The organism is Microcoleus sp. FACHB-SPT15 (assembly GCF_014849525.1).
Lineage (GTDB): Bacteria > Cyanobacteriota > Cyanobacteriia > Cyanobacteriales > Coleofasciculaceae > Symplocastrum > Symplocastrum torsivum.
Window position 1 is genome coordinate 195,013 of record NZ_JACJNU010000049.1, and the last position, 21,379, is coordinate 216,391.

Consider the following 21,379-nt stretch of genomic DNA (forward strand, 5'->3'; position numbering starts at 1 on the left):
CAAACCCGCCCTAATGCTGATCAATGCAATCTTAACGGTTGCTGGGGCAACTGGTTAATAAACCTTCTTTGTTAAGTCCTGTGAGTTTTACAGATAAAAGAAGGCACCATCAATGGCAAATTAAATAGGGCAAACAAAATTGGAAAAGGGACGCTACCGATGGAACTCGTTAAAGTTCAATTGATGTTCGAGAATGCTCCACGACGCTCTCATAAGGATTACTCAGCGGAATTGGAAGACTTAAATGGAAAGTTGGTCGAATTATCCCGACTTCCTACCCAAGGCGAGTTAGTCTCGTTTCCAGACGGGAAGCTACATACTGTAGGGCCATGCTTTATCGTCATAGAAGTTGTTCATTTCGCTTCTCCTAGCACAACTGGTTTAGTCGGTCAAGTAACACTGCGTAAGTGCTTCCCCAGGTAGGTGATGTTGTCTGAAAAGGTGTTGTTGCAATGATGTATGGCAGAAAGCCGTCAGCTATCAGCTATCAGCTATCAGCTATCAGCTTTTTTGTTTTCTTCTGTATCTCTTGTTTCACACATCTTCTGCTGTACCTCATCTCTCCAGGAAACTGCTATATGTAGCTGTCGCCATAAATGTTAGGACGGATTTAACGGTCTAAACAACCACTTACTAGTACTCAAGCTTCTGCCCTCTGCATAAGAGCCTTTTGCTATAAGTGCCGAGTAGTTGACTAAGATATCCTGTGCGTGATTCACCCTAGATGAGCCAAATGGATGAAGTACCGTTGAGATACGGTACGTCAAACTATCACTGTAGTTAAATGTTTTGTGTTTAAAGGTGATTCAGTATGGGTTTCTACTCCCAGGTAATTGCACCGCGTCTGCTGGATTGGGGTATGTCCGACCCCAGCTTAGCTTTATACCGTCGTGAAGTTTTGTCAGATGTGCAGGGAGAGGTGCTAGAAATCGGTTTTGGCACAGGGATAAATCTCTCATACTATCCTGAGCATCTTCAACAGCTTGTTACAGTTGATGCCAATCCTGGGATGAATGCCTTAGCTCAAAAACGGATCGAATCCTCCAATATCCGAGTCGATAACCGAGTTCTCAATGGCGAGAACCTGCCGATGGCTGACAACACATTCGATTGCGTTGTCAGCACTTGGACGTTGTGCAGCATTGCTAATGTTGAGCAAGCACTCAAGGAAATCTATCGGGTTCTCAAGCCAGGAGGACGGTTCTTTTTTATTGAGCATGGGCTGAGTGATGACCCAAAGGTTCAGGTATGGCAAAATCGCCTGAACCCGATCAATAAAGCGATCGCAGATGGCTGTAATCTCAACCGCAACATTAAGGAACTGATAGAAGCCCAGTTCAAGAACGTAACTATTGAGCAATTTTATGCGCCAAAAAGCCCAAAAGTTAGTGGCTATATGTACAAAGGCGTTGCCAGCAAGGTTTGATCGCTATTAACGTTCCATATCCTCTACCGATTTAGGAACAGCCTCTGTCATCACCTCATGCCCTTCGGCAGTTACTAAAACATCGTCCTCAATCCGAATCCCAATTCCACGCCAACACTCGTCAATGGCGGGTTGTCCTTCAACGGGTTCGGTATCCATTCCAATATAAAGTCCTGGTTCTACCGTTACGACATGACCGGGCTGCAAAATCTGCCAGTTTTCACCGTGTTTGTAAGCACCTGCATCATGGACATCTAACCCTAGCCAATGCCCTGTGCGATGCATATAGAAGGGTTTGTACTTCTCTTCTTTGATGATTTCCTCAATGTCCCCGGCAAGGAGTCCTAAATCCATCAACCCTTCGACTAACACTCGTACAGCAGTGTCATGAAACTGGTTATAGGGGTTTCCTGGCTGAATTTGTGCGATCGCATCTTGCTGTGCTCTCAAGACAAGCTCATACAGTATCTTTTGTTCTGGGGTAAATTTATTACCGACCGGGAAGGTACGAGTAATATCGGCGTTGTAGTATCCATAAGCACACCCTGCATCAATGAGCAATAGGTCGTTATCCTGCATCTGTCGATCATTCTCGATGTAGTGCAGCACGCAGCTATTAGCACCTGATGCCACAATCGAGGGATAAGCAGGTCCCAGCGCCCCCCGTAGGCGAAAGATATGTTCTATCTCCGCCTGAACTTCGTACTCATAGCGTCCTGGTTGTGCAAAGTCCCGTGCGTGGTTGTGCGCTTCAACAGAAATCGCAACCGCTTTACGCATCATCTCCAATTCCGCAGCACTTTTGACTTGGCGCATCGCGTGGAGAATTGGATTGGTTGATTCGATCGCGAATGGTCCTGTGCCACGCTTGGAATAGGTTCTCATCAAGCGTTGCCAGTGATCGAGGATGGTGTCGTTGAATTTGCGATCGCGCCCCAAGTGATAATAAATCCGATCTGCCTTTTCTAAATACTGGGGCAACTTCTCATCGAGTTCCGCAATTGGATACGCCTCATCTGCACCAAATTTCTCCTTAGCCGCTTCAACACCAGTACGGTAGCCTGTCCAAACTTCTTTCTCCCGTTCTTTGGGTTGAACAAACAAAATAAAGCGATGTTCTTCATGATGTGGCGCTAGTACAGCAACCGCTTCCGGCTCATTAAAACCTGTCAGGTAGAAAAAATCACTGTCTTGCCGAAAAGCGTACTCAACATCGTTGTGCATCACAGCAACTGGCGCACTCTTGAAAATCGCCGTACCACTGCCAATCTTCGCCATCAACTGCTCACGACGTTCTTGGTACTCTGTATGCAGAATCATAACGGTCTTCACTATGTCGAACTTTATAGATTTACTACCTAATACTCTGGACAACACTCAGCCAGAGTTGTTATTTGTTGAGGAGTAGCACCGCTCAGTCAAATTCGCTACTCTAATCAGGGAGTGTCTTACCTAGGGTTTTACTGAGACATTATAGGCATTCTACTGAAACTTCATAGGTTTAGAACCGACGTTACTTCTAAGCAAGGAGAATAAATAGAACTTACGCACCTTTAACATAATTTTTGCCAATTTAAGCTGTCGTCACTCCCCGCAACCTTCCTTAAAAAAGGTGAGCTAGATGTAAATCCTGATATAGCCAAAATCAGGAATCATTCTAGCGTCAAACTCTTGAACCACAATTCTATATCCCCAGACATTAAGAAAAGAGGCAACAATGACCCACTTTCCTATCCAGGAATATGACAAAGTAACTGATCCAAAGGTAAAGGCAGTCTATGAGGAAATTCTAGCTGAACTAGGATTTGGCATCGTACCCAACCTGTTTAAATCAATGGCAATTAGCCCAAACTTTTTGGAAGCTAGCTGGAAAAAGTTCCAGGCTACAATCTTGCAGGGAAGTGTACCCCGGACTATCAAGGAAATGATCGGCGTTGCCATTTCCCAAGCTAATGGTAGCGAGTATGCGCTCCAAGTTCACCTACATGGGTTATCGGCATTAGGAATTAGTGAAGAAGTCCTCCAGACGCTTGTCTCTGATTTTGCTAACTGCCCGCTACCGGAGCGAGAAAAAGCTGTCATTAGCTTTGGCTTAGTTGCTGCTACCAAACCTCATAAATTGACCTGTGCATCTTATCAACACCTGCAAGACTTGGGGCTAGATCAAGAAGAAATCTTCGAGCTTATTGCCACGGCGAACTTGTTTACAGCACTTAATCAATACACAGATGCGATTGCCCTAGACATTGACAACTTATGAGTTTTTATCCTTTTTCGATTAGTGGCGGGAGGCTTGAAGCTCAGGATCGGGAACAACTTCTACAGACAACGCAACGCCTACTCACTGAAGTTCAAGCACTTTCAGTACGCATTACAGCAGTGAATGAAATTGCCAATGCAATTAACCGTTCCCTAAATTTGGATGAAATTTTGCGGATAGTAGGCAAGCAAGCCAAATGGTTGCTGGACTTCAAACATTGTAGTGTCTGTCTCAAAAGCGACGATGGTTCTTGTCGTATCGTCACTTTATTTGGTCCAGCAGTGGAGTGCAACTCTTGTATTTTCTCAGATAACAATCCGATTAGTCGGGCATTAAAAACTGGACAGCCCCAACTCAATCCCAAAGATTATAAAAATACTTTTCTATCTGCCTACGCTTCACAAATCATTATTCCTCTAGAATGGGAACGACAAGTTATTGGTTCAATTAATTTCGCGACAACGCCTCCACAAACCTACACTTATGAAGATTTACGCATTGGCTTTTTACTAGCTTTGCAAGTATCTACTGCTATCCAAAACGCCAAGCATTTTAAGGAAATGGACTTGCTGCTAGAGGAGATGAATCGGCTGTACTCCGAACTTGATGCAGAACGACGCAAGTCTGACGAACTACTATGTAATACACTGCCACTAGAGATTGCTAATGAGCTGAAGCAAACGGGTAAAGTTAAACCAACTTCCTACAAGTCTGCCACGATTCTCTTTACAGATTTCAAGGATTTTACTAAATTAGCTGAACAGCTAACGCCAGAAGAATTAGTTAATGAACTAGATTATTGCTTCTCTTACTTTGATATGGTAATCGAAGCACACAAACTGGAGAAGTTGAAAACAATTGGTGATAGTTATATGTGTGTTGCAGGAATTCCTATTCCTAATAAAACTCACGCAATTGATGCTGTCCTCGCTGCCTTACAAATTCAAGCATTTATGGGTTGGCGAAGACAAGAAAAGATTTTAAACAATCATCCATATTGGGAAATTCGACTGGGTATTCACTCTGGTTCTTTACTTGCTGGTGTCATTGGCAAGAATAAGTTTACTTATGATGTATGGGGGGATGCTGTTAATACTGCCTCCAGAATAGAGTCATCTAGTACTCCTGGTTCTATTAATATTTCTCAATCAACTTTTGAGTTAGTAAAAGATTTTTTTGACTGTGAACATCGAGGGAAGATAGAGGCAAAAAGTAAAGGTTATATTGATATGTATTTTGTTCTTGGCATTAAAAAACATCTGGCTTTTGACCCATTAGGTTTGTTGCCAAATGATGAGTTTAATGCGCTTTATTCAAGTATTTAATCAAATTAATCAGGGGCAACCACAGACGGAACCGTAGGTGAGGAGATTGCCCCTCCTGTGTCCGCTAACGAAGAATAACTTTGATTTTTGCCCAGTAAGATTCGCTAAAAGTTGTAACTCAAGACTTGAATCACTGAGCCACTCTGAGGCAAATCGCTTGATTTGAGGGTTAGCGTGTCGCTGTTGAGTCGGCGCACTGTCATCCCATCCATCAAGGTCAAGAACTCATCTACTGGCACAATATCGCAAGCCGCACCATCAGCAGCTTGTGTTCGGAAATGAGTAGGAATGACAACTTTAGGGTTAAGGGTGCTGATTGCTTGCTTGGCTTCTTGAGGATTATAGGCTTTGGGTCCACCTCCCACGGGGATGAGTGCTAAATCAGGACGCCCGATGAGGATTTTTTGCTCAATATCAATTGGTGCAGCAGCTCCCCCTAGATGCAGGGTTTTGACACCCCCTTGAGTCCATAGCCAAGCAACATTGTTGCCAAATCGGCGTCCACCAACGCGATCGTGAGCGATACTAATACCCTGTATCTGTATGCTACCTACCTGATACACACCTGGTTCAAAAAGTATCCGAGGATTCCCAGGAAGCCCCTCGGCGGCTCCTTCATCAAATAACTGGCTACTAATTAGCACTAAATCCGCTGCCACCTTCGGCACACGATACCCAGCCGTACATCCTAATGCTCGAAATGGATTCACCAAAATTCGTGAACCACCGCCAGTAAATAAAAAGCAAGTATGCCCAAGCCACTGTACTGAAAGTGCCCCACTCGGTGCTTGTGCTTGATATGAGCTAAGTCCTGACGCTAAACCCGTTCCAAGCGTTGTGACTAAACCAGCACCCGCGTAGCGCATCAATTGTCGCCGTTTCATGTTTTCTTGAATTAGTTCCCCATTGAGTTTACTGCCATTGAGTGACGACGCGACGCTGGAAGTGATTCCAGGAAGTTTCGCATTAGCTGTTTACCAGAAGAGGTGAGAATACTCTCTGGATGAAATTGGACGCCTTCAAGGTGGGGATAGTTCCGGTGTCTGACACCCATAATGGTTCCATCCTCAACCCAAGCCGTTATCTCCAGTACTTCTGGACAGCTACTACGGTCAATCACCAGACTATGATAACGAGTTGCAGTAAACGGATTAGCTAATCCCCGAAAAACACCAACACCTGTGTGATAAATCTCAGAAGTCTTACCATGCATCAGTACAGGTGCTGAAGCAATCTCTGCACCGAAGACTTGACCTAAGCTTTGATGACCCAGACAAACACCCAGAATCGGGACACTTGCACCCAGCTTTGTGTATAACGACCTGGAGATACCTGCATCTTCAGGACGACCTGGACCCGGAGAAATGACTATGCCATCAGGTTGGAGTCTCTGGATTTGTTCTAGGTCGATTTTGTCATTGCGGTAGACCTGAATTTCCGAGGCTACAGGTAATTCTTTACCTAATTCTCCTAGGTACTGAACCAGGTTGTAGGTAAAGCTATCGTAGTTGTCAATAACGATGATCACTCAACATAACTCCTTTGGGTCTGAAATTCTTCAAAGCGCTACTCAATCGCTTCTCGACCCTCTTTATCCTAGATTGCTATTGCATAACTGACTGAATTAATGTCAGTAGCGGTGGGATTAGGAGTGACCCAGCGACAAATACTGCTGCGATCGCAGAAATGAGAACAGCACCCGCTGCACAGTCTTTCGCAATTTTTGCCAGTTCATGATAAGTCTGTTTGACCGTTAAGTCAACAACCGACTCAATGGCTGTGTTTAACAACTCCAACGCCAGCACTAACCCGCTTGTTATGCAAATCACAGAAATTTCCACAGCACTTAGGTGTAAAAAAACACCCAAGCTAATTGCTAGGGTGCCAATTACAGTGTGAATGCGAAAGTTGCGTTGTGTCACAAAGGCATAAGACAGACCAGCCCAGGCATATTTGAAACTAAGCATTAACGTCGGGGCAATCCGCCATGCTAAGTCCCGTTTACGTTTTATCGGGTCAGATTGGTTAGGATTCGGCATCGACAGGTCTTGAGGCATAGACAGGGCACTTGATGTGAGGAATTGAGAGTGAGTAGACTGAGCCTTTTGTAACACCATTGATTTTTACTTCATCTAAAGGGGTACACAGTAAGAATGTAGAACCAACCCTAGCGTTGGATAGTTAGATTGACACTCTGAAGTAAGGTTTCCTGCTGATTAAGCATTTCTACCAAACGTTCTTCATCCGGATGATCCCATCCCAAAAGATGAAGTAAGCCGTGGGCAGCTAACCATGCTAGTTCAGTTTGTAGGGGATGCCCTTGTTGTTGAGCCTGTCGCCCAGCTGTATCAACCGAAATCACAACATCCCCAAGATACAAAGGCACAGACAACTGAAATTCGGTTGGTAACTGAGGAGAGTTTACCTCCAAAGCGGCGAAAGCTAGTACATCTGTTGGTTGATTTTTGTGACGGTACTGAGCATTAAGTCCCTGGATCTCTGCATCGTCAGTAAGGCGAAGTGTGAGTTCATAGGCATCAGTCGGTGAGAGAGCAGGTTGCAGGATTTCTAGCCATTTATAAAACCAGCTTTCCCAGAGTGAGATCGAAATTGAACAGGGGAGTTTTTCCGCCTCAGTAATTGTTGATCGGGACGCGGTAAAGAAATAATCCTGAACACTCACTTCAACTTCCACACTTAAAGCCTCTTAAGGAATTGCCACAGACATCTAACGGGTTAGGTAGGCAAGACCAACAAGCACGGTCAATAAGCCAGCCGTTGTTAGGAAAAAATGTTTTAGAGATGTCCCGCGCTTACGCACCATGTTACGCATGGCGAGTTTTACATAACTGGGCTTGGGTTCTGTTGCAGCTGGCGGGTTTATCGTTTCCTCAGAGCCTTGCTCTAGGGCTTCGGGTGCTGAAGATGAATTACTCATAAAATAAAGTGAATTTCGCTCAATGGTTATTTTATGACTCTAATGTAACAGTTTGCTTAACAATTGCTACTCAATCCCTAGAATTTGAAGAAGGCAAAGGGCTTTTATGTAACGAATTGGAAGAGGATTTTTCCTCAAGGGAGCTTTGGCGATCGCAAAATCCCCCTTGAGAGTCAGCAGATCATACTACAGCGATGAGAAGAACTATCAGGACGGTAGGTTGATCGACGCTAGGCATTAGATCAAAGACACCGATGCAACAAAGCGCAGAGGCTCAAGGCAGATAAGCCTGTTCTAGGTTAGCTGATTTTCCTGGCGGAGGTAGGCTTCAATAAAGGGGTCAATGTCGCCATCTAAAACATCGCTAACGGCTGTAGTTTCAACATTTGTGCGTAAGTCTTTTACCATCTGATACGGATGAAAGACATAGTTACGAATCTGGTTCCCCCAAGCGGCTTCTACCATATCGCCTCGAATTTCGGCAATTTCCTGGGCACGTTGCTCCTGAGCAATAATTAGCAGCTTTGCTTTCAGAATCGCTAAGGCTTTCTCTTTATTTTGCAGTTGACTTCGCTCCTGAGTACAACGCACAGCCACACCTGTCGGAATATGCACAATCCGCACGGCTGTCTCCACCTTGTTGACATTTTGCCCGCCCTTGCCACCAGCACGAGTGGTTGTGATTTCTAAATCCTTGTCTGGAATGTCAAGCTCAACGGAGTTATCGATCAACGGCATTATTTCCACGCCAGCAAAACTCGTCTGCCGCTTGCCGTTCGCATTAAAGGGAGAAATCCGCACGAGTCGGTGCGTTCCTTTCTCAGCTTTGAGATACCCATAAGCATTACGCCCGTCAACTTCTAGCGTGACTGACTTAATCCCCGCTTCGTCTCCTTCTGAAAGTTCCGCCAGTTGTACCTTGTAACCCTGCTTCTCTGCCCAACGGGTGTACATTCGCAGTAAGATTTCCACCCAATCTTGGGCATCAGTCCCTCCTGCACCCGCGTTAATTGTGAGAACAGCACCTTTGGCATCGTACAATCCAGAGAGCAGTTGTTCCAACTCCCAACGCTCAAGTTCCTGAGTAAGGTGAGTCAGATTGGTTTCAGCTTCTTTTAGCAGAGATTCATCAGCTTCTAGTTCTAGTAGCTCTAAAACTGCTTTGGCATCCTCCAGACTGCTTCGCCAGTGATCATATTGCTGGAGGCTTGATTTGAGGTCGTTAAGTTCTTGAAGTGTCTGCTGCGCTGATGTTTGGTCATCCCAAAAATCTGGTTGCGCTGCCAACTGCTCCAAGTCTTGGATTTTTGCATTTAGAGCTGGGATGTCAAAGATAGTCCTGGGTTTTACCCAGGCGCTCAGACAACACTTCGACTTCGCGTTTGATATCTAATGCTTCCATGATGATTTCTATCCTTCGCTACCACGCTTTGGGTTGCATAGTTGATTTTAACTAGAGTCTGGCATGAGTCACAAAATAGGGGTGCAGTCAACTGCACCCCTGTCCTGTTTAGTCTTCTAGAAAATCAGGACTTACGCAAATCCACTTTTGAAACACCATTTGTAGGGGCGCACAGCTGTGCGCCCCTACCAGATATGGCGCTTGTGCGTAAGTCCTAAAAATGAATTAGTCGCGACCGTTCAAGGCAATGAGCAACCGCAAGATGAAGATGAACAAGTTGATGTAAGTCAGGTACATTGACAGAGCAGCAGGTAGATACTCCTCGTCGCGGTAGGTGCGAGGCAGGATGTAGAAATCCACGACAGCCGCTCCAGCAAATAGAAAGACACCAATGCCGGAGATGCCAATTTCTAGCCAACCTGGAAAACCGCCTCCAAAAAATGAGAAGAGCAGTTGAGCAACCAAGACGACAACTAGGGCAATCATACCTAGCTGTACGGTTTTGGTGAGAGCCATACCGTCTTCATCAGACAAGTTGGAGCCAATTTGTCTACCTGCAATGAAGGTGACACCACAGCCAAGGGCAGCAAAGCCGATTCCTTGCAAACCAACGCCTGGTGTTCTAAGGGCAAGGAAGATTAGACCGCTAAGGGTATAACCAGATAGCAGACTGTAGGTAGCCAACAGGGGCAGTGCGACACCGTTCTTCCCTTGTCGGGCAATGCCACTAGCTACGAAGAAAAGAGCGATTTCAGCAATCAGGGCTACCCAGAAGGTTGTCATGAATAGCTGTGGGTTGGAACGGAGAACACCAAGTCCTCCGTAGGTGCCGAGTGCAGTTAAGACAAGTCCACCACCCACATAGGGAAGCGCGTTGGCGATGACATTAGGTCCAACTAGCGCGTGACCTTTGGCTTCGCGAATTGCTTGACGAAAGTTACTGGTGTTGCTCATGAGACTTCCTCTGAACTTTCCGATGAGTTACAAACACAAATTTATCTAGTCCTATTGTGACGAGTTCTGAAGCACTCGGCTAGGAGGGAAAACTAGCCAACGTCAGTTTCTGCCCAAAGGCACATTTAAGCGATCGCAAGTTTCCCTGTTAAGTCATCTCCGCATATATACGGAGATGGAAATTGTCGAGCGCAATTATTTCCGTAAAACAACGATAGTTTAATTCTTTCTATGTACAGACAATGATTTCAAGATGGCTTAGTTACAGCAAGCCATTTGAGGGCATAGGTTGCAGGAATTGAGGTTTTTTATATCATGGCGACTCAGTCTGTACGTTTTCGCGGAATGGAACTTTTGATTGCTTACTCCCGAAATCCAACGGTTGAAGTTCGCAATCAGATAGTACGGTTAAATATTGGTTTGGTAAGAAACATTGCTTATCGAGTCAGCCAGCAGTGTACTGAACCTTATGAAGATTTGCAGCAAATCGGTTATCTGGGTTTGATTCGTGCCATTGAGCGGTTCGACCCTCATCAAGGCTGTGCTTTCAGTTCCTTTGCTGTGCCTTACATTCGGGGCGAGATGCTACATTTTTTACGTGACAAGGGCAGTACTGTCAAGATTCCGCGTCGCTGGCAGGAACTGCAACGGGAAGGGCAAAAAGTGAGTAAAAAATTGGAAGCTACTCTCGGTCGTCTGCCAAAAGATGCTGAGATTGCTCAAGCCTTGAAGGTATCATTGCGCGAGTGGCAGGAAAGTAAATTGGCTATACAAAATCGCCTACCTTTAAGTCTGGATGCAACAGTAGGGCAGACGGTTGATTCTGTCCTAACCTTGGGAGAAATGTTACCAGACGCCTATCATGAAGCTTGGCAAAATCGAGAAGAAGAGCGACAACAGCTACACGGAGCAATGAGCCATCTGGAAGAGAAGACTCGCACTGCTATTGAGTATGTTTGTTTGCAGCAACTACCGCGTGAGGAAGCGGCAAAGCACATTGGTGTTAGCCCTATGACGGTATCACGACATGTGAAGCGAGGTATCAACGAACTGGTGTGCTTGTTACAGCCTCAAGTATCTGGTCGTCTTGCTAGTTAACGCTAGATTGCTAGTGGTTATTAGTATCGGTTTTTAAAGTAGAAAATAGGCTTTCCCAGTTAGTTGGATGGTTGCTATCTTCTCCCTCTTTCACTTCAAAGGTGACATTACGAGCCTTAGGTTGCTCTAGCACATGAACACAAAGCTCAGCAATATCTTCACGACTCACCTTGCCCCGAATGTTGTCACCTTGCTCAAATACCAAAGCCTTACCTCCAGGTTCTTCGGTTAGAGCGCAAGGTCTGATAATGGTGTAAGGAACCCCACTTTGGCGAACACTCTCTTCTCCTCGTAGCTTCCAGGTTAGAATTCCGCCTAGTTGGTCGTTCATCCGTACCGCAGGTGGCTCCTCTTCTAAGTTAATTCCCGGACGCCCTGGACGAGTGACACCCGCTGAGCTAATCATAATGAACTGCGGTTTTGGGGCACTACCATAAGCTTTAATCGTTTCCACTTGTAGGGCAAAACCACCCGGTTGAAATTTCGGGTTCAGTTCTCCGTCATACTCAAACTTGCTGAGCATTAGCTGCAACGCATAGGTTTGGCTAGAATCGAATGCTGGAGCGTCTTTTAAGGTTTTAGCGCGAAATACTGGAATCAGAGCCTCAAACGGAATGCGAACATTAATCCAGTTATCTTTATCTGTATCGAACGAATAGCAGTAGGAAATACCATCCCATTTAGCTTCTGATCGCAAAATAAACTTATACCGCTGACCATCTCCCTTCACTCGCAGTTCTATCCCCTTGTACTCTGCCAAATCCAGTGATGGCTCGAAGTTGCGGGTACGAACTGAAACAAAGCCGCCGGAGTTTTGAGTCGATACATTTCCGGTGAAGAGTGCTGCCTTATCAATTAATTGGATAGAACTCTCGCTAACGCCACCCATCACGACATCATCCACAGCACCCCAAGTTTCTTTGACATCATCTGTTGGGTGCTTGAAATCAAATAGCAGCTTTTCTCCTGCCATTCCCAGACTCATGGCTGCTGCTTGGACTAAGTTTTTGATACCTTGGTAGTCCACAATTTCGGGACTATCCACAACTTCTGGCATATAGAATTTAATGCCTTGATAGTATTTTGCTCGGTCAGGTGTATCGCCTTCGACAGGCTGAACCCGGACTCCTGTGCAACAGACAACAGCAGAAATCCCCTCTGTTAGTGCAGGGGTTAATGTTTCTGCGATGGTGATGTCTCCCTCGAATAGTTCTACATCGTTGCCAAGCATCTGCTGTGCTTTTTTGGCATCCCTGACTAAAGCACGTACTTGATAATTTTGTTCGACTAGACTCCGCACAACTCGCTTCCCGACACCGCCTGTTGCGCCAGCTACCAGTATTACTCCCATTTTTTTGCCTCTACTCTGGTTTTCTGGTTTACGATTGGTGCGTGTGAATAGCTGCTGTAGCCAGTTCAGGAAAGGGATGACCTCGAAGTAGGTCAGTGTTTTGATGAATCTGCCAGCGTCCCACTGGGAGCGATTTTTTTCAGTCACAACCGCTGCTTCCCTTGTTTTCTTTAGTGTATCGAAACTGCGATCGCTTTCGTTTCTAATATATGCAGTAGGGCGACAGCATAAGGGCGCACGGTGGTCATTGATGTCAACTACTGAATCTGAATCGTTAGCCTACCCAGTGCGATCGCATTCTCTGACTTCACTCAGTCGGATGATGTTGTTGGCGCATCGGCAAATTGTGAGGAAGAAGAACTCCTCCTCTTGCTAAGGGAGATGAGCCACTCATGTAAGAGCGATCGCACTGGGTAATGTCTTTCGATGTGCGCGATCGCTCAGAGCCAGTTAAGGATAGCTATTTATGTGGTCATGGATTTTTTCATCCTGGCTTGCCTGGACTTGGAGCTCCCCCTCCCCCAGGCTTCTTCCCCTGATCCAGCCCCACATTATCCGTCCAGTCGCCCCCTCCTAACCCAAATTGTTCTGTATCAAACCACTCCGAATTGAGCAACGACCACCAATCAGCCGTCAGCCCTTTCAATACATAATCATAGGGGAGCCAGCCATAACCACCCTCACCCCACTTAGTTCCCCAAGAGTTTCTGATCAGTAATGCCCCTGTTGTCTCCTCGTCATCGGCATTCTTTATAACCTTATAGTCGTCGTAACCAACGGCAACAACCGCGTGACCTCCTTCGGCTTTATCTCTCTGGTGTGGGTACGGTATATGACCCCTTGGGTTTGATTCATCGTATATGGAACTATAGAGAGTAAACCCGAACACGCAGGGAAAACCAGTGACTAAAATTGCTTTAATCTGAGCTAGCAGCACTTCATTAGGAATTCCAGGAGGATCTAGACGAAAGTATTTAAGCGCTTGATAACTTTGGGCAAAGGAGTAACAAAAGGGATTTGGCTCCACATTAACCTTAGCTTCGTCATAAGGCCAGTATTCCTCTGGGGGGACACCAAATAATGCCATTGCTTTCATGGTGTTCCGAATCGAGGTTCCTACATTTCCTTCAATTTGCATCAGGTTGCGCGTAGCTTTGTAAAGGAAGAGTCGGGAACCATCGATATACTTACCAAAACTCTTTTTCTGAAAATACTCCATCAAGGCAATGGCAGCACTTGCTGTGCATGAATTTAGTGAACCTTGGTCTTCGATTTCAGAACACCATAAGCTTAAATCTATGAAGTCTGGAAGTATAGCTAAACCAACTAATCTTTCTTTGTTATTTGAAGTGCTTTCTGTTACCTTTTTTAGGTTTTTTCTGAAAATTATAAATTGGAAGGATTTAATCTTATCCTTTTCTTCACTACCATTCATCTCTTCCTGAGGTGGCATAATGTTGAATCGAGTTTGATTATCCCTTCTTGCTTTTTTAAAAGGTTTAAAAGATCTATCTTTATCCTCTTTAATCATCCACTTTTCAGAGAAAGGTGATTTAATAGTTACAATTTTTGGCTTGGTGTCCCCACTGGGAACGCCCGTATTGCTGGGATTGTTCTCGTTGTCGTTATGAGTAACCCTGCACCAATAGTTTGTTAGCTTTTCCTCACTGTCCTTTGGTAGGAACATATTGTTCCTGATGTCTTCCTCAGTCCAGGGCTGGTTCCAAATGTTAAACCTAGCAATTTCTGCTTTCCATGTATTAGTAATTTTGAGTTCTTTTACATTAAAAGACTCGTCTTCGTCTGGGGGGTTTAGCGGTTCATCCTTTTTCGCTATAAATTCACCATTCATATAAATGGCGGTGTGTTCAGCATCGTTTGTAGTCTCAGAGACCAAAGCTACATAAGTCCATTGGTTGAAGTAGGGGGAATAGTCAACACCAATCAAGTATTTGTTGCCGTATTCCCAGACCAGGTGAAGCTCGGAGGATAGTATGATCTTAAATGTAGCAGTATAGTTCTGATCTGTAGTGAGTTTAAAAGTAAAAGAGGAGCCTGCTGTGAAGTCATCCTTATTTACTTTCACCCAGAACTCGATTGTTAAAGCTTGTTCTTGCTTCCATTCACAGCTTTCTATGTGTTCATACTTATTATTCCCATCGAACTCCAGCGCTTTTTTAAAGGGTAGAGCTTTAGATTTAAGTACATTTTTAAAATCTGCCTCTAGCTCTTTTTCGACTTTAATTAAAATATCTTTAATCTTTAGATCAACTGTTTGCTCCAAATCCAGTGATGCTTTCATTAATAACAGCTCCTCTTTGGCTTTCAGCATGGCGGAAAAAGCCAGATACTCAAAGTATTTATTATCTAATTTCCAGGAGCTGGTAGATTGCAAACTTGATTTTGAAAAATTATAATTTCTTTCTGTAGCTTTTTTAAGCTCCTTAATTTCCTGAATTAAAGACTCCAATATTTTATCTGTTTTCTCGTAAGAGTTATTAAATTCTGTCTCCAAAAGACTTTTAAAATATTTTATGCCTTTATCTGTAACTGCTTTTGATAGATTGCCATATGTCCCTATTGGATTCATAATTTGCGCGATAACCTTGACTATCGGATAAACTACTTTAGTTAGTCCGCGACCTTTGTTATCCTCTTTTAATTGGACTAAATCTGAACCAAAATCTTTAAAAAGTTTTTTTACAATAGTATCAAAAACTTTAGAGGGAATTCTTTCAATATCAAAAAATTCTGCCAGTTTATCAGTCCTACTATTGTAATTTTCTTCATTTAATTCTAATAATTTTGCTTCTACTAAATGGACTTCATTTTCCATTCCTCCTTGTAATTCTTTGCATAGCTTCTTTGCCTCATTGTCTTCTGTTTTTTCTACTATCTGCTCCAAGAGTCTAATTACACTTTCTTTTTGGCTTTCGAGCGAGCCAATTATTTGTGTTGGTTGAATGGGCTGCAATGCCTTGCGAATTTGTTTGCTTTTTAGTGTGTAATCTTTTACATCAGGAAAGTCTGGTGCCCAACCGGTCTGTTTATTTTCCATTATTGTTTCTCCTAAAAGGTAAGTAGGGATAGATCGATGCAGCTCTGTCAAAGAGATATAAGGCTAAATACTTATCTAAATTTCTGGATCAGGAAATTTTTAAGCATTTTTGATAAGAAATTCTTGACTCTCATCGGTTATTCTCACAGTAGTATCTTTGAGGGGGATTTGGGCTGAGTTCCAACGCTATCACACAGTTGACGATCGCTCTGTTTAACATTAGGGTTGGTTTTGAGATAATCACGCACCCAATTACACCCGTCTACCAGTAGGTCATCTAGATTCAGATTCTCTACATTCCACAGAATCACACTGTTATCTCTGCTAGCAGAAGCTATAGTCTTACCGTCAGAACTGAAACTAACATGATAGACCTCAGCATCATGCCCAATTAGGGTAGCAATCAAAGTCCCGTCCCGATTCCAGAGTTTTACTGTCTTGTCCTCACTGGCAGTGGCAATTATCTGACCGTCAGGGCTGAAACTTACACCCCAAATTGCAGCAGTATGTCCCTCTAAGGTCTTCAGCTCTTTTCCATTTTGATTCCAGAGTTTTACCGTCTTGTCATTGCTGGCGGTGGCAATCGTCTGACCATCCGGGCTGAAACTCACGCGATAAACCGAACCACTATGACCCTCTAGGGTCTTCAATGCTCCCCCGTCTCGATTCCAGCGCTTCACGGTTCCGTCAGCACTGGCGGCGGCTATAGTCTGACCATCTGGACTGACTTTTACATCATAGAATGCATCACGATTCACTGGGAAGGTATGTAAGAGTTTTCCCTCGCGATTCCAAAGTTTCACCATCTTGTTGAAACCAGCAGTTGCAATCATCTCACCATCCGGACTAAAACTCACACCTAAGACTTGAGCCTCATGTCCTGCAAGGATGTGTCGCAGTTTCCCGTTTTGATTCCAGAGTTTCACCTGCCGATCGTAACTAGCAGTAGCAATCGTTTGACCATCAGGGCTGAAACTCAAGCCCCAAATTCCATCACTATGCGCCTTTAGGATCTGCAACACTCTTCCATCCCGATTCCAAAGTTTCATCATCCCGTCATCACTGGCAGTAGCAATCGTTTGACCATCAGGGCTGAAGCTCGCGCTGTTAACCTGTTGACCTGCGGGGAGGATAATAAGTCTAGGGCGGTTAAGCTGCCAGAGTTTTACGCTGTTGTCTTGACTAGCAGAGGCAAGGGTAGTGCCGTCCCGGCTAAAACTCACGCTGTTGACCCGACTACTATGTCCCTGGAGAGTAGTGAGTGCCTGACCGTTCCAATTCCAGAGTTTTACGGTGTTGTCAGTACTGGCAGTGGCAATTATCTGACCGTCAGGGCTGAAACTCACGCTATTGACCGGAGCGCTATGTCCAGAAAGAGTCAGTTTCCGTATACCCTTGTCCCGATTCCAGAGCCTTACCGTGTTGTCAGTGCTAGCAGTAGCAATCGTCTGGCTGTCGGGGCTAAAACTCACACTGATGACTGTATCGCTATGCCCTTTCAGGGTTTGTAGCAATTTCCCATACCGATTCCAGAGCCTCACCGTGCTGTCTGTACCAGTAGTGGCGATTGTCTGACCGTCTGGACTAAAACTTACAGCCCAGACTTCATAGGTATGGCCTGCGAGTGTCTTTAGTAGTTTCCCATACCGATTCCAGAGCCTCACCGTGGTGTCACTACTGGCAGTGGCAATCGTCTGACCGTCGGGGCTGAAGGTGACGCCATTGACTTCAGCCTTATGCCCTGTGAGAGTAGTAATCAACTTCCCTTCCGCACTCCAGAGCTTTACTGTCTTATCCTGACTGGCAGTAGCTATCATCTGACCGTCGGGGCTGAAACTCACGCCCATTACTGCGTCAGTATGCCCCTCACGCCCCGCTAGAGTTTGTCTCAAGCTACCATCACGATTCCAAAGTTTCACTGTCTTGTCATAGCTAGCAGTAGCAATCGTTTGACCGTCAGGACTGAAACTCACACACTGGATAATACCTTTGTGTCCCTCCAAGCGATCGCGTTCTCTTACCCAGTAAACTGCCTGTCCCAGCGTCCTCATCACTTTAGCCTGAAGCTGAGGGTCAGCCTTAGCTCCAAATCTCTCTTTCAGACGTTTCCCAGCATCCAACGCTGTTATCAGTGCATCAAACGAATCTCGATTCACAGTAAAACGCGCTTCCGAAGCTTGAGTGAGTGCCTCAATCTGACCTTCTTCTGCTTTCAAGAACAGCCTATAGGCCATCACGCTAGCACCAACCGCAACCACCAATGCTGCAACCGCTGAACCAAGCAGTATCCTTAAAATAGTTATCCGCCGCTTCGTCTGTTTGAATTCGGCTGCGATCGCCTCTCCACTTTCAAGAATGAATTCCCTGTGCAAATCCGTCGGCGCAGGCTGCTTATTTTTTTTCTCAGCTTCCTGTAACCAGTCTTGGGCGAGTTTATACCCACTAGCCCGCAGTAGCAAGTCCGGATTTTTGTCTTTTTCTTCCCACTCCAGCGCTTTATGTAACCATTTGGTGTGGTTTTTCAGATACTCTCGGTCAGTATCTAACGTTCTGACCAATTGGCTGAAATTAGCATTGAAGTCCTTTTCATTCTGGTTGAAGTCAATCCACTGCACCTTAGCTAACTCAGGATGCAAAGAAGCTGGATTCACCTGCCGATGCAGCACCGTCACAAATCGTTTATTCAACGAAGCCGCATACTCCACCTCATCCTTACAGTAAGGCGAATTCACCGAACGGGGCGACAGAATAAATAAGAAATTATCCGCGCTTTCAATTCCCCGATAAATCTCCTCCTGAAAGTCAGCCCCCGATGCAATACTTTCCTGGTCAAACCAAGTCGTTTTCCCCTGCATCTGTAGTGCATCATTGAGCTTGCGGGCAAAATCCGAATCGGCGCGGGAATAAGAAACAAACACATCCAGCGATATCGCAGACGGTTGCCGCAAACTCTCAGCAATCAACTCCTCCTGCAACGCCGTGGGTAAATGCTGCTTTCTTGACTTGGCTTCCTTCAACCACGCTTTGGCATGGTCGAGATTATACCCCCGCAGTAAAATACTAGGATTTCGGTGCTGCCGTTCCCACTTCAGCGCTTTGGTGAGCAGACTTTTGTGTTCGTTATAGTACGGCGCATCCTGACGCAGAATCTTCAGCAGTTGGCTTTCATCTAGCTGATAGTCCTCTTCCTTTACATTGTCAGTCAGGTCGATATAGTGCAAACCCCGCAGCACTGGCGGCATCCCCTCTGGGGGTGTTTCTCGCACCAATATCGGAATAATCCGCTTGTTCAGCAACAGAGCATAGTCTAACTCCTGCTGACAGTACTGCGAGTTCAGGGAATCCGGTGAAAGCAGGTAAACCACATTATCCGCTTGTTCGATGCCCCGCTCAATCGCATCCTCAAACGCTTCTCCGGTTTGAATATCGGTTTTGTTTGTCCAAACCGTAAAGCACTCCCGCCACAAGCTTTTGCGAATTCGATCCATCACCTGTGAATCTTCCTCAGCATGAGCGAGGAACACCTGAGTCATCAGGTTGTTGCCATTCTTGATACTCTCGGTAACGAACTCGCTGTGCAAGTCGGTAGGGAGACAAGGGGCTTGTTCATCTTTGAATCGTATATTTAGCCATGCCTCACCCTGCTTTCGTTCATCCCCAATCAGCAAATAGCGAGACTGTTTCTGATTTCGCTCCCACTCCAGCGCTTTGGCTAAAAAGTAAGTGTGCTGCTGCACATATTCCTGCTGCCGTTCGCATAGTTCCAGCAGTCCTGTCAGCGATGCCTCAAAGTCATCTTTCTCCTCTCGGAAATAGACCCAGTTAATCTTACTAATTTCTGGGTGCATATTCTGAAAGCTAGTATGCAACCCTTTAGCTTTATACGCTTCCCAATCTTCAGCCTTACCAACAGGATTTCTTCGCTGCCAAATTTCCTGGGTAATTTGCTCAACATGCAAAAGCGGAATGATGCGTTTGTTGCGCTTGAGTGCTAGCTCAATCTCTTTGCCACAGTAGGGCGAATTGATCGAATGGGGCGCAATAACATATAGGAAATTATGCGCCTTTTCAATCCCATCATCAATTTGCTTTTGATAGTCTACACCGAGGGGAATGCCCTCTTTGTCAAACCAGACATTTAAACCTTGTTCGACTAAGCGAGCATGAAGTTTGATCGCAAAATCTAAACTATCCGCTCGTCCATAGGAGATGAAAACATCAAATAACTGATTCATCTCCTCACTGGTGGCGATAAATGCCTTGTGCAAACTTGTAGCGGCAGTCTGCTTGTGGCTTTGTTCGCTCTGCTTGAGCCAGTTTTTGGCTTTCGCCAACTCACTGCCTTTGAGTAACAGTGTCTTGGGTTGGTCTTTTCGCTCCCATTTCAGCGCCTTAACCAGTAGAATTTTATGCAGCTCGTAGTACCAAGCCTCTTCCTTGAGAACATTCAGAAGCTTGTCCGCTACTGTGCAATACTTGGTTTCATCCTCATGCTCAGTGAAGTCAATAAACTGAAGCGATCGCTGCTCTGGTGGGATATCCTCTAAATCCGTTGGTTCAATCAGTAAAGGAATAATGTGTTTGTTCAGTTTGCTAGCATAGGCAAATTCTTGCTGGCAATACTGCGATTTCAAGGAGTTTGGCGAAATTATATACACCAAATTGTCGGCTTCTTCAATACCCCGGTTGATGACTTCCTGAAAATCCGTCCCAGTTTTGATATCCGTCCGGTTCGTCCAGACTGTAAAGCCTTGTCGGATTAACGTTCTGCGAATTTTTTCTGTAACGGCTATATCTTCCTCAGCATGGGAGAGAAACACCTGAGTCATCAAGTTATTGGCACTCTTGATACTCTCGGTAATAAATTCGCAATGCTCGTCAGTTGGAACACACGGAGGTTGCTCATCTTTAAATTGAATGTTGAGCCATGCCTGTGCTTGTTGGCATTCCTCTCCAGCCAGCAAATAACAAGACTGCTGCTGATTATATTTCCACTCCAGCGCTTTATCTAAAAAGTACGTGTGTTGATAGACATAGGTTTTTTGGCGTTCAACAATGTCTAGAAGTCCTGCAAACGACTTCTCGAAATCATCCATTCCCTCACGAAAGTAAACCCAGTTAATCTTACCGATCGCTGGGTGCATATTCTGATAGCTTTCATGTAACCCTTTCGTCTGGTACGCTTCCCAATCTTCAGGCGTGCCAAGAGGGTTTCTCTGCTGCCAAATATCTTGGCTGATTTTCTCGACATGCAACAGCGGAATAATGCGTTTATTCAGCTTAATTGCTAGCTCAATTTCTTTGCGGCAATAGGGCGAATTGATAGAATGCGGTGCAATGATAAACAGAAAGTTATGCGCCTTTTCAATACCCTCATCAATTTGATTCTGAAAATCTACGCCTAAAGGAATATCGTTCTGATCAAACCAAACCTTTAACCCTTGTTCGAGCAATCTCCCATGAAGTTGGGTAGCAAACGCTTTACTATCAGCTCGTCCGTAGGAGATGAAGGCATCGCAAAATTTATTCATTTATGAGGTAGCTGCAAAAAAGATAGAAACAACGTC

General features: G+C 45.0%; 17 protein-coding genes. 6 read left to right on the forward strand and 11 right to left on the reverse strand.

All coding sequences use genetic code 11. The features are described from left to right. Positions 1–159: 159 nt before the first annotated feature. Positions 160–423 (forward strand): hypothetical protein, encoded by a 264-nt coding sequence (locus H6F98_RS16880; RefSeq protein WP_192219854.1) that lies wholly within the window; start codon positions 160–162, stop codon positions 421–423. Positions 424–811: 388 nt separating this feature from the next. After that, positions 812–1,426 (forward strand): class I SAM-dependent methyltransferase, encoded by a 615-nt coding sequence (locus tag H6F98_RS16885; protein WP_192219855.1) that lies wholly within the window; start codon positions 812–814, stop codon positions 1,424–1,426. A gap of 6 nt (positions 1,427–1,432) precedes the next feature. Here H6F98_RS16885 and H6F98_RS16890 read toward each other — a convergent pair whose 3' ends face one another. Further along, a complete protein-coding gene (locus H6F98_RS16890; protein WP_192219856.1) occupies positions 1,433–2,746 on the reverse strand; it encodes an aminopeptidase P N-terminal domain-containing protein in 1,314 nt (437 codons plus the stop codon). A gap of 397 nt (positions 2,747–3,143) precedes the next feature. On the opposite strand from H6F98_RS16890, the gene H6F98_RS16895 reads away from it, so the two are divergent. Both H6F98_RS16895 and H6F98_RS16900 read left to right on the forward strand, forming a co-directional pair. Next, the gene (locus H6F98_RS16895) at positions 3,144–3,686 is read left to right on the forward strand and encodes a carboxymuconolactone decarboxylase family protein (RefSeq protein WP_192219857.1); all 543 of its coding nucleotides are present in this window, start codon (positions 3,144–3,146) and stop codon (positions 3,684–3,686) included. Further along, entirely contained in the window at positions 3,683–5,011 is a 1,329-nt protein-coding gene (locus H6F98_RS16900; protein ID WP_192219858.1) for an adenylate/guanylate cyclase domain-containing protein, read from the forward strand. Before H6F98_RS16895 ends, H6F98_RS16900 begins: the two co-directional genes overlap by 4 nt. A 104-nt stretch (positions 5,012–5,115) precedes the next feature. On the opposite strand, the gene H6F98_RS16905 is transcribed toward H6F98_RS16900, so the two are convergent. From H6F98_RS16905 to H6F98_RS16935, 7 genes are all read right to left on the reverse strand, one after another. Beyond that, positions 5,116–5,895 (reverse strand): MBL fold metallo-hydrolase, encoded by a 780-nt coding sequence (locus H6F98_RS16905; RefSeq protein ID WP_192219859.1) that lies wholly within the window; start codon positions 5,893–5,895, stop codon positions 5,116–5,118. 11 nt (positions 5,896–5,906) lie between these two features. Beyond that, positions 5,907–6,539: a glutamine amidotransferase-related protein gene (locus H6F98_RS16910; RefSeq protein WP_192219860.1), complete on the reverse strand. Its 633-nt coding sequence runs from the start codon at positions 6,537–6,539 to the stop codon at positions 5,907–5,909. Between the two features lie 76 nt (positions 6,540–6,615). Further along, on the reverse strand, positions 6,616–7,068 hold the full coding sequence (locus H6F98_RS16915) for a diacylglycerol kinase family protein (RefSeq protein ID WP_192219910.1): 453 nt from the start codon (positions 7,066–7,068) through the stop codon (positions 6,616–6,618). 110 nt (positions 7,069–7,178) lie between these two features. After that, on the reverse strand, positions 7,179–7,706 hold the full coding sequence (gene ybeY, locus H6F98_RS16920) for an rRNA maturation RNase YbeY (protein ID WP_192219861.1): 528 nt from the start codon (positions 7,704–7,706) through the stop codon (positions 7,179–7,181). A 33-nt stretch (positions 7,707–7,739) separates the two neighbouring features. Beyond that, on the reverse strand, positions 7,740–7,949 hold the full coding sequence (locus H6F98_RS16925; RefSeq protein WP_192219862.1) for a DUF3285 domain-containing protein: 210 nt from the start codon (positions 7,947–7,949) through the stop codon (positions 7,740–7,742). 294 nt (positions 7,950–8,243) lie between these two features. Then, positions 8,244–9,351 (reverse strand): peptide chain release factor 2 gene (gene prfB, locus H6F98_RS16930; protein WP_192219863.1). Its coding sequence is split into 2 segments (ribosomal slippage): positions 8,244–9,278 and positions 9,280–9,351, totalling 1,107 coding nucleotides; the frame shifts between segments, so codons are not numbered across the junction. Between the two features lie 225 nt (positions 9,352–9,576). Continuing rightward, on the reverse strand, positions 9,577–10,305 hold the full coding sequence (locus H6F98_RS16935; protein WP_192219864.1) for a Bax inhibitor-1 family protein: 729 nt from the start codon (positions 10,303–10,305) through the stop codon (positions 9,577–9,579). A 315-nt stretch (positions 10,306–10,620) separates the two neighbouring features. On the opposite strand from H6F98_RS16935, the gene H6F98_RS16940 reads away from it, so the two are divergent. Continuing rightward, a complete protein-coding gene (locus H6F98_RS16940) occupies positions 10,621–11,403 on the forward strand; it encodes an RNA polymerase sigma factor SigF (protein WP_192219865.1) in 783 nt (260 codons plus the stop codon). Between the two features lie 10 nt (positions 11,404–11,413). Here H6F98_RS16940 and H6F98_RS16945 read toward each other — a convergent pair whose 3' ends face one another. Then, positions 11,414–12,901 carry a CIA30 family protein gene (locus H6F98_RS16945; RefSeq protein ID WP_192219866.1) on the reverse strand — a complete coding sequence of 496 codons (1,488 nt, stop codon included), beginning with the start codon at positions 12,899–12,901 and terminating at the stop codon, positions 11,414–11,416. Positions 12,902–13,004: 103 nt separating this feature from the next. Between H6F98_RS16945 and H6F98_RS34110 the strand changes: the two genes are divergently transcribed. Then, the gene (locus H6F98_RS34110; protein ID WP_277927592.1) at positions 13,005–13,130 is read left to right on the forward strand and encodes a hypothetical protein; all 126 of its coding nucleotides are present in this window, start codon (positions 13,005–13,007) and stop codon (positions 13,128–13,130) included. Between the two features lie 108 nt (positions 13,131–13,238). On the opposite strand, the gene H6F98_RS16950 is transcribed toward H6F98_RS34110, so the two are convergent. Next, positions 13,239–15,812 carry a C1 family peptidase gene (locus tag H6F98_RS16950; RefSeq protein ID WP_192219867.1) on the reverse strand — a complete coding sequence of 858 codons (2,574 nt, stop codon included), beginning with the start codon at positions 15,810–15,812 and terminating at the stop codon, positions 13,239–13,241. 143 nt (positions 15,813–15,955) lie between these two features. After that, a complete protein-coding gene (locus H6F98_RS16955) occupies positions 15,956–21,343 on the reverse strand; it encodes a TIR domain-containing protein (protein ID WP_242058571.1) in 5,388 nt (1,795 codons plus the stop codon). Between the last annotated feature and the right edge of the window lie 36 nt (positions 21,344–21,379).

Excerpts from the sequence above, each read along its gene's own strand:
- H6F98_RS16925 (WP_192219862.1), bottom strand. The coding sequence starts at position 7,949 with ATGAGTAATTCATCTTCAGCACCCGAAGCCCTAGAGCAAGGCTCTGAG.
- H6F98_RS16940 (WP_192219865.1), top strand. The coding sequence starts at position 10,621 with ATGGCGACTCAGTCTGTACGTTTTCGCGGAATGGAACTTTTGATTGCT.
- H6F98_RS16895 (WP_192219857.1), top strand. The coding sequence starts at position 3,144 with ATGACCCACTTTCCTATCCAGGAATATGACAAAGTAACTGATCCAAAG.
- H6F98_RS16915 (WP_192219910.1), bottom strand. The coding sequence starts at position 7,068 with ATGCCTCAAGACCTGTCGATGCCGAATCCTAACCAATCTGACCCGATA.
- H6F98_RS16900 (WP_192219858.1), top strand. The coding sequence starts at position 3,683 with ATGAGTTTTTATCCTTTTTCGATTAGTGGCGGGAGGCTTGAAGCTCAG.
- H6F98_RS16880 (WP_192219854.1), top strand. The coding sequence starts at position 160 with ATGGAACTCGTTAAAGTTCAATTGATGTTCGAGAATGCTCCACGACGC.
- H6F98_RS16905 (WP_192219859.1), bottom strand. The coding sequence starts at position 5,895 with ATGAAACGGCGACAATTGATGCGCTACGCGGGTGCTGGTTTAGTCACA.
- H6F98_RS16885 (WP_192219855.1), top strand. The coding sequence starts at position 812 with ATGGGTTTCTACTCCCAGGTAATTGCACCGCGTCTGCTGGATTGGGGT.
- H6F98_RS16955 (WP_242058571.1), bottom strand. The coding sequence starts at position 21,343 with ATGAATAAATTTTGCGATGCCTTCATCTCCTACGGACGAGCTGATAGT.
- H6F98_RS34110 (WP_277927592.1), top strand. The coding sequence starts at position 13,005 with ATGTCAACTACTGAATCTGAATCGTTAGCCTACCCAGTGCGATCGCAT.
- H6F98_RS16890 (WP_192219856.1), bottom strand. The coding sequence starts at position 2,746 with ATGATTCTGCATACAGAGTACCAAGAACGTCGTGAGCAGTTGATGGCG.
- H6F98_RS16950 (WP_192219867.1), bottom strand. The coding sequence starts at position 15,812 with ATGGAAAATAAACAGACCGGTTGGGCACCAGACTTTCCTGATGTAAAA.
- H6F98_RS16935 (WP_192219864.1), bottom strand. The coding sequence starts at position 10,305 with ATGAGCAACACCAGTAACTTTCGTCAAGCAATTCGCGAAGCCAAAGGT.